This is a genomic window from Agathobaculum sp. LCP25S3_E8, from assembly GCF_052117165.1.
Lineage (GTDB): Bacteria > Bacillota > Clostridia > Oscillospirales > Butyricicoccaceae > Agathobaculum.
This window is the reverse complement of record NZ_JBQKJR010000085.1, coordinates 1-8768: the sequence shown is the minus strand read 5'-3', so window position 1 is coordinate 8768 and position 8768 is coordinate 1. Positions and strand designations below refer to the sequence as shown.

Genomic DNA, 8768 nt, shown 5'->3' with positions numbered 1-8768 from the left:
CGCAGTTTTCCTGCGTTCCGCTACGCTCCACTTCGGAAAACTGCGCTGTATTACCATGCTTTTCAGATTTTGGGTGTTTCCAGACTGCACATTTCTTGACATTTCCACTATCACTTTGGAATTCTGACCTCCAATGTCCACATGGCTTGGATGCGTGCGGTATGCGGCCGCCTAAAGAGCGACTATCGCTACTCTAAGGATGTAGTTTACAACAACTTCCCATGGCCTACGCCCACCGATGCGCAGAAAACCAAAATCGAGGAGACCGCCCAAGCCATTCTGGACGCACGCGCCCTGTATCCCGACTCTAGTCTGGCCGATCTTTACGACGAGACCACCATGCCCCCGGAGCTACGCAAAGCCCATCAGCAAAATGACAAGGCCGTTATGCGTGCCTACGTTTTTGACATCAAAACCACCACCGAGACATCCTGCGTGGCGGAACTGATGCGGATGTATCAAAAATTGACAGAAGAAACAAAGAAATAGGGGACGGCAGAGTGGTTTCATGTGCCCGATTTTATATGTGAGGAACTGGTAAGGGAATGATCCGCTGGACTAAGATGGGAATATTTTTCAAATCAGGATTACATCAGGAATGTTGATGTGTGTAAATTATGCGAGGTGTCGGTAGCTACAACAATCGAGTTTTTGCTGGGGAAGTTGCAAAACAATTGAGGGGGCGGAGGAATTTCGCGTGCAAGAATACTTGAAATCTTATGTGCAGGCTGCGATACAAGGCTCTGAAAGCTATTATCGATACCTGACGGAGCATCAGCGCGGGTTGATCGAGTACCGGGTTTTGAAAATAAGACAGGAAGGATCGCACTTTGTGCTAACTTTGCGGTCTTTGCTTTCATATGCGGATACGGTGCAGTTGCGGATCGAGAATAAGATATATACACAAGAGCAAATCAAGCCAACGGAATATTGTGAGCAAACCAATGAGTTGACCGTGCGTCCATTGGATGAGTTACGGCAAGTGTTGGCAGATACTCCGATACAAAAGATAACCGTAATCTCGGATTTACGCTTTTTGGTGAAACGGGTGGAAGACTGGTACCGCAGTTATGGGCTGCAAATTGCGCTGCCTACACAATTGGGTTCGGTTTCGCTGCCAAAAGATGTGGCTTTGTCATCGCAGGCTTCAGAGGAACAGAAAAATGCTGTTGCAGCAGCGTTATCGCAGCCGTTTTCCTACATTTGGGGTGCGCCGGGCACGGGGAAAACACAGTTTGTTTTAGCACGGTGTATTCTGGCGTATGTTCAGACTCAAAAGCGAATTTGGATCACGGCACCGACCAATAATGCAGTTGAGCAGATGCTGTACGGCGTGTTGCCGATTTTACAGGAGGCCGGAATTTCACTGCAAAAGGTGCTTCGCTTAGGAGTGCCTTCGCGGGCGTTTAAAAGTCAATACAGTGAAGTGTGCGAACAAACGGATAAAGCGAAATTGCACGGAGACATACAGGCACAGTTATTGCAGATAGAAGCGGCAATTGCTGCAAATCAAGAACAATTGGACAAATTAGCAGCATATCGCAATTTTTTATCCTTTGAAAAGGCACAAGATTTTCTAGAGAGTGCATTGCCGGATTGGCAGAAACGAATGCAGCAGAAAATATCGGAACTCGATAGATTAGAGCGGGAATGTATCGAATGGCAGGGAAGAGGATATTTGGTGCTTGCAGAACTGGAGACCTGCCAGACAAAAGAGAAAAAGTACACAGAAAATGTGTCTGATTTCACAAGACAGGTACGACTATACAGCAGCGGTTGGAGAAAATGGCTATTCGCTGGGCGTAGGGATAAATTGATGCAGTCGCTTCAAACAGAAATGCACGAGTTGGATGAAGTGCGTGCGCAGAGCCATCAGTTGATTGCAGAACGCGAGGAGTATATCCAGAAAGAAGCGGATGCCCGGCAGCAACAGAAGCAAGTTCTGAAGGAGATTGCGCATAGCAAAACAGAACTGCAGATGTGGGCATCATATTGGAAGCCGTTGCTGCAGTCCGCTAAAAAAATACGTGAAACGTGTTTTGCAACAGATTTTGCGTTCTTATGTATTCAACTTGAACGGGCACGCAAAATTTTAGAGGAGAAACGACCACAATACGAAGATTGCAGGGAGTGGTCTGAAACCGCGCTGTTGGAGAGCAAAAAAGACTTAGAGCAGCAAAAAGCCAATTGCTTAAAACAAAAAGAAAATTTGGAAGAGCAGGGTAGCGGCACACGCTGGTACGAATGCTTGGTGCTGGCGGGAACTGTGGATACTTTCCTGTATCGGATGCCACCGAATGAAGAATTGGCTCCTGCCCATATCTTTTTGGACGAGGCAGGGTACTGCTCGTTGATCAAAGGTGCTGCACTGCTTGCTTACGCTTGTCCAGTAACATTTTTGGGAGACCATATGCAGCTACCGCCGGTTTGTGAAATGCCTGATGAGGATATGCAGGAAGGCCGGGAGCCGAATGTTTGCTTATGGGCACAATCCGCGTTGTTTGCAGAGGACATTTTCACACAATCAATTTTGCAGATTACGAATACATATTTAATGCACCTGCCTGCGCGGTTTGAAAAACTGAAGCGTTTTGATTTGACACATACCTACCGCTTTGGGGAAGCGTTGGCAAAGGTTCTGGCAAGAACGGTATATTCTAGTTCGTTTTATGGTAACTCTGCGCATAAGACGGATATTTTCGTTTTGCACGCCGCAGCTTCGCGGGAAAAAGTGAAAAAGCGCACCAGTCCGGCAGAATGCCGCGCAATCGCTTCTTACATCCAATCACATCCTGATGAGCAGGTCGGGGTGATTACGCCATACAAAAATCAGCGGGATGCGATACGGAACCTGTTACCGCGTTCGTCAGGTTGGGAGGATAAGGTTTTAACGGTACATGGCTCGCAGGGAAAGGAATGGGATACGGTGTTATTCAGCGTTGTAGATACTCTGGATAAATGGTTTACTGATTCTGACCGATTGGAGAGCAATGGAAAACGTGTCATCAATACCGCTGTCAGCCGCGCAAAACGACGTTTGATTCTGGTGTGTGATGCAGAGTATTGGGGGATGCAGCATACTCAACTGATTGGGCAGTTGTTGAGAGTTTCACAGTGGTATGGTGACAGTCGTTCGTATGTGCTTCCTGAGTTTATTTCTATATGCAATCAATGATTTGTTCTTCATGTTTTATAGCTGTTTTTTTCATACAAAATAGTGAGGATTGGATTTGCAAAACTGTTTATATGCAGTATAAGAAGAGACGCAAGTGCTATGGCTGCAAATGCTTTAATAGCATTGACTTTTTGACCTTAAACAGCTATTATATACGATATAATAGGATTAGTATATACAAAAATGGGAGGCTGGCTAAATGAGTAATTGCTCCCCTCTTAGATATCCAGGAGGGAAATCGGCATTGTATCCTGTTGTTTCAAGCGTGATCAAATCGAATAAAATGAAACATTGTATATATGTTGAACCATTTGCCGGTGGAGCAAGCATTGCGTGGAGTTTGTTGTTTGATGGCGTGGTAGATTATGTAATTATCAATGATGCAGATAAGGCGGTCTATTCATTTTGGCGAGCTGTTATGGAATCAACACAATGGTTCGTTGATAAAATCAAGCAAACGCCGATAACAGTTGATGAATGGCGAAAACAAAGGGAACTTCTCCGAAATGTGAAAAAATATAGCAAAGAGCTGGGCTTTGCTATGTTCTATTTAAATAGAACTAACAGGTCCGGAATCTTGGATGCTGGTCCCATAGGTGGTTATGATCAGAGTGGAGAATACAAGATTGATTGTCGTTTCAACAGAGATGCATTAGCAAAAAAAATTGAACGAATTGCTGCATATCGGAACAGGATAAAAGTATACAATCAAGATATTTCTGTTTTCCTAAAACATTATTTGCCTAAAGAAAATGAAAATCACGATATTTTCGTATATTTTGATCCACCTTATTATGAAAAAGGGCAGCGTTTGTATATGAATCATTTTTCCAGTAAAGACCACGAGAGATTGAGAGATGCTGTGGCTACGCTTAATTGCAAATGGCTTATGACTTATGATGACAAAATCGAGATAGATGAGCTGTATAAAAATTATCAGAAGTTTCGTTTTTCAATTAATTATAGCTTGTCTAATAAAAGAAAAGGTGGAGAAATGATGATTTTTAAAGATACATCATGTGTCCCATCTTACGAAGTTATTAACAAATTATCTAGGGCTATATCTTTCAGTGATATATGTTTGGAGGGAAATAAAATGGATAGCTGCAGATTTTGTGGCATCATTAGTGGCGACGAGAATGCAAACAAAACCGAAAATACAAAAATTGCAGAAAGTGAAAAGTATTTTGCTATTTCTTCGGTTGGTGCATTAGTAGAGGGATGGACGCTCATTGTTCCAAAACGGCACTGTTGCTCGATGAAAACATTGTATTCAGATAAAGAATTTCATACATTCGCAAATCATATTTTAAGTGCATTGACGGCATGTTATGGATCTGTTGTAGCTTTTGAGCACGGACCTAATCATGAAGGTTCTGATACATCTTGTGGAACGAATCACGCCCACATTCATCTTGTGCCTTATCGCTCGCTAACGACGAAACTCGATAGTATGGATGTAGAATGGCAACCATGCTCTACATCCCAAATTAGTGATATTGTTGGGGAAAACGAATACTTGTATTACTGTGAGCCAGGTGAGAAATGGGATAATCCGGATGGTCAAGTTCATGTTTTGAAAAAACCGATATCGCAGTTCTTTAGAAAAGTTATAGCTGAAGATCTCGGAATACCTGACAAATTTAATTATAAAACGAATCCCGATATAACACTGACGCTGAAAACCATTGCAAAGGTAAGAAAGTATTATTCTGAGCAGTGTGAGGTTTGACAATGGCAGAGATCGTTACTAATGAAGAAGCGAAAACAACTCAAGGCAATGCTGTCCAAGATACCAATGAAACAAATGTAAATACTGATGGGCGAGAACCCTATGACTGGGAATCAAAATATCCTCCAGAAGCACGGCATGAAATGCTGTGTGAAGCTGTTTATATTGGCGTAATTCTTGTTGTGTCGCTTGGCGGATTGTTTTTCAATTGGTGTGGAGTAATCAGTTCTATGGTAGGAGTGGATTCCACACGGGTGGTTGTTTTTGAGGGGAGTGTACTATACTTCTTTTCTGGTTTGCTAGGAGGTACTATCTTTGGAATAAAGTACTTCTATAGAGTTATAGCACGAGGATATTGGACACAGGATAGGAAGTACTGGAGAATTTTTTCTCCATGGATTTCTGCATGTATAGCTTTGGTTGTAGGGTGTATGGTTTGTTCAGGTTATATTAATGCAGCCCAAACACCTTCTACTGCAGTTGGGATTTGTGTTGGTTTCATCGCTGGTTATTTTGCGGATGAAGCAGTTGGCAAAATGTCTGAGGTCGCGGCAGCATTGTTTGGATCCAGTGGCAAGGTGAAGTGAGGTGCTTAGAATGTCCCATTCTCCTGTACTAAAGCCTATAAGCTCGGTGCTCTGGGTTGCACAAGAAGGTATTGAGGTTCTTAATCCAGAGTATGTTACGATAGAACGTGTGGGTGAGAAGGCTTTTGGTTTGTCTGCGTTACCTGCAAAATGGACATTGCCTTTTTTTGTGATTTCGGATCAGTTATTTGATGACTATATTGAAAAGAATGATATTAGGGGCTTGACATCAAAATGGGATGACTTGGTCAATTCTGCAGCAACACATTGTGGAATATCACCAGAAGATCAGATTATTGTAAGATCTAATGCGCGTGTAGAAGGACTGGCAGAACGTGGTAAATTTATCTCTGTTGAAGGGACATTCAGAGAGTGGCCTCAATTAGTTAAACAGTGTTTTGATGACTCATTGGAACAAGAAAAACCGGAAAATATTCATATGCCAGTAATTGTTCAAAAAAGAGTAATAGCATTATCTTGTGGACATATTTCAAATGAACGGCGCGTGGCTGAGGAGATTCGTGACTGGAAAGGGGAAATCGAGGCGAAAATCCCCAGAGTTTTTTCTGTCTCACTGCGCACATGGAGAAAAAAAGTAAATGTTGATGGTTACCTGAATGCGCCACTAATGTGTCCGGGGGATAGAGTAATTAAAGATGTATTATCAGTTCCTTGTACATGGGCCACAGAACAACGGATCCGTGCGCATTTCGAGTGGGTATATGATGGGGATTATATTTACTTAGTTCAGGCTGATGAAGAGACTCCAACTGATGGGATTAATCCTATGAAAAATGCGTGTGAAACATTGGCTGCAGATGAATCTATTGATTCTGGATTTCCTTACTGTGTGCACATGCTGAAAGCAGAAGATGCTGGGCGGTATGGTCAATATGCAAAAATACATAATCCGCTGTTATATCATCGCATAGGGCAGAGCACAGCTCCATTATATATTTTGGATGATGAGGAAACTCTTAAAGCTTTAGCATCTGGTACGATAACGGATTTGCTGGAAAAAGATTTGCGTGTGCTCACTTCACGTTCACTGATCATTCGAACCGACATTGCTACTGAAAAGAAAGAAGAGCGCCAGCTGCTGCCGAGAACTGATGGTATTAGAGATGTAGATGCTGCAAAAAAATGGTTATGCGAAAGTTATGCAGAATTACTGAAAGAGCCTGATCGAAAGGTTATTTTTATAATGCATAACTATATTCCTGCTTTCTCATCTGCCTTTGCTTATGCCAGTCCGAGTGAAAAACTTGTTCGAATTGAAGCGTTGTGGGGCTTGCCTGAAGGCTTGTATTATTATAGTCACGATAAACATCTGGTTGATACACGACATACTGATGTTGGGAAATTGGTTCAGAAAGAATTTATAGTGCATTCTGTTCGCAACTATAAAAAGTATTTCGTTTTTCCGATGGAAGACGAAAAATGGGAAGTACAGAGCTTGGCAAGTCCATATGATTGGAAAGCTGCGATTCCAGATGAAGACTGGATAAAAGAAATCGCATATGTTACACGACGGGTTTCTGAAGAGGAAGGAAATAGTGTCAGCGTGATGTGGTTTGTAGGAGTGGATAAGGGAATCTATGGATGTAATGTATTTCCATGGCATCATGAGTTTTTTGAGTACAACGAAGAGCAAACCACTCCTCGCAATAAGCTCTCGTTTGAGAGGACTCTGGCAATCCACACATTGAAAGATCTTGAACAATTGGAGAAGCTGATATCGAAGTCGAATGCACATATTCGAAATATTCAGATTCAGCCAACGGACGCTAAAATTTTGAGAGATCGTTCTATCATTGACAGGATCGGAAAAATCGCAAAAGGTTTGGGCGCAAATATTTTGTTGGAGGGTGGAATCCTCTCTCATGCATATTATCAGTTGGTCCGGACAGGAGCAAAGGTTGAGGTCAGATATACTTTTGAGAAAGAGCAAAGCTTGGAATTTAATAAACTTGTAAGAGATAAGATTCCCGAAAAGATACAACGCAATGGAGAGAAAGCTGTAACCGCTCAATTGGAAAAAAACATTTTGAGTCGATTGCTGAAACGGAAATTAGTAGAGGAAGCGTTGGAAGTTCTTGATTCAGAAGGTGACGAGGATCTGGTTGTAGAATTGGCTGATATTCTGGAAGTTCTTGATGGAATCCTTGGGCAGCATCAGATAGATATGGAAACGGTTTTAGCGCAAAAGCAAAAAAAACGTGAAAAGGCGGGGGGATTCGAAAAAGGCGTTTTTTTAAAAACGACAACAAGTCGAGCAACATCTAGTAAAGGAAAAATTGTTGTTGATAATAATCCCGTTGATACAAAACAGAAAATCTCAAAATCGACAGATTTGCGAAAGTACTCAACTGCTAATGAATCATTAACGCGGATTAAAGTTCCACTGACCTTGGACAAATGGGAAATTCGACCAAGTGTTAAGGCTGACAATATTGATATAGTCCTTAAAGGGGAACGTAAGAGCGGTATATGGCAAATAGAAATTTCCGTGTTCGAAGAAGCAAAACAAATGTCTTTTTTTGACAAGTAAAGAATAGACTATATTGATACTTGTGAGGAAAAGTTTTTGAATGTATTTTTCTATGTTGATATACATTTGGTGTATTATTTATCGGATGCCTAGTGGTGCAGTAAGAAGTGGTGTAAAAAGTCGAAGGTTTGTGCGTCATCTCCCACCATGATGGCTGATGTCAATTACTACAGAGACAGTAAACTATTGTCGGGAAAATGTGGATTTTTTCTAGGATACAAGGAGAAGATGATTGTTAGATGGCTTATTTAAAGAGGAGATATGCAAATTGTAATACGCGAGTCTCCTGATTTAACCTATTGAGAATAAAAGGAGTGTAAGATATCTTTTGTGCACTTTGCCAACCGCCCTTCAGGTAGATTTTTAGGTAGATTTCACCCGTCAAAACCCGTCACAGGCAGGGGTCAAGTGGGAAAGAAAAGTTGCAAAAACAGACCGAAAAACAGGTAATAATGCACAATAAAACGGGGTAAAATGCTCAAAAAGCGGGTTCAACTCCCCTCGGCTCCACCATAAAATCAAAACGGTATAGATGCCACTGGCGAAAAGCCAGTGGCATCAACCGTTTCCGGGCTTTTTCAGCTCAAAAATTTACGGATGATTCCATAGATGGGTGCCGTCAAGATTTATGCGCAAAATTATTTGCAGGCTCCGGCTGAATGAAGTCAGCCGGCAATAGAGGCGTCGTACAGAGCCGCCTCCAAGTGCTTCATGTTCATGTAT

4 protein-coding genes and 1 pseudogene are annotated in these 8768 nt (G+C 42.1%); all 5 read left to right on the top strand.

Annotated elements, in window-relative coordinates; translation table 11 throughout:
* Positions 1–108: 108 nt before the first annotated feature.
* Positions 109–489: pseudogene (locus ACTQ34_RS16760) on the top strand (type IIL restriction-modification enzyme MmeI); the annotation flags it as partial.
* A 208-nt stretch (positions 490–697) separates the two neighbouring features.
* Positions 698–3175, top strand: a complete 2478-nt coding sequence (locus ACTQ34_RS16755) for a DEAD/DEAH box helicase (RefSeq protein ID WP_441364768.1) — start codon at positions 698–700, stop codon at positions 3173–3175.
* Between the two features lie 199 nt (positions 3176–3374).
* Positions 3375–4907 carry a DNA adenine methylase gene (locus ACTQ34_RS16750; RefSeq protein ID WP_441364767.1) on the top strand — a complete coding sequence of 511 codons (1533 nt, stop codon included), beginning with the start codon at positions 3375–3377 and terminating at the stop codon, positions 4905–4907.
* A gap of 2 nt (positions 4908–4909) precedes the next feature.
* Complete coding sequence (locus tag ACTQ34_RS16745) at positions 4910–5494, top strand: hypothetical protein (protein ID WP_441364766.1); 585 nt, start codon at positions 4910–4912, stop codon at positions 5492–5494.
* Between the two features lie 10 nt (positions 5495–5504).
* Positions 5505–8045 carry a hypothetical protein gene (locus tag ACTQ34_RS16740; protein ID WP_441364765.1) on the top strand — a complete coding sequence of 847 codons (2541 nt, stop codon included), beginning with the start codon at positions 5505–5507 and terminating at the stop codon, positions 8043–8045.
* Positions 8046–8768: the final 723 nt, after the last annotated feature.

Coding starts and splice junctions, on each gene's coding strand:
- ACTQ34_RS16740 (WP_441364765.1), top strand. CDS start 5,505: ATGTCCCATTCTCCTGTACTAAAGCCTATAAGCTCGGTGCTCTGGGTT.
- ACTQ34_RS16750 (WP_441364767.1), top strand. CDS start 3,375: ATGAGTAATTGCTCCCCTCTTAGATATCCAGGAGGGAAATCGGCATTG.
- ACTQ34_RS16745 (WP_441364766.1), top strand. CDS start 4,910: ATGGCAGAGATCGTTACTAATGAAGAAGCGAAAACAACTCAAGGCAAT.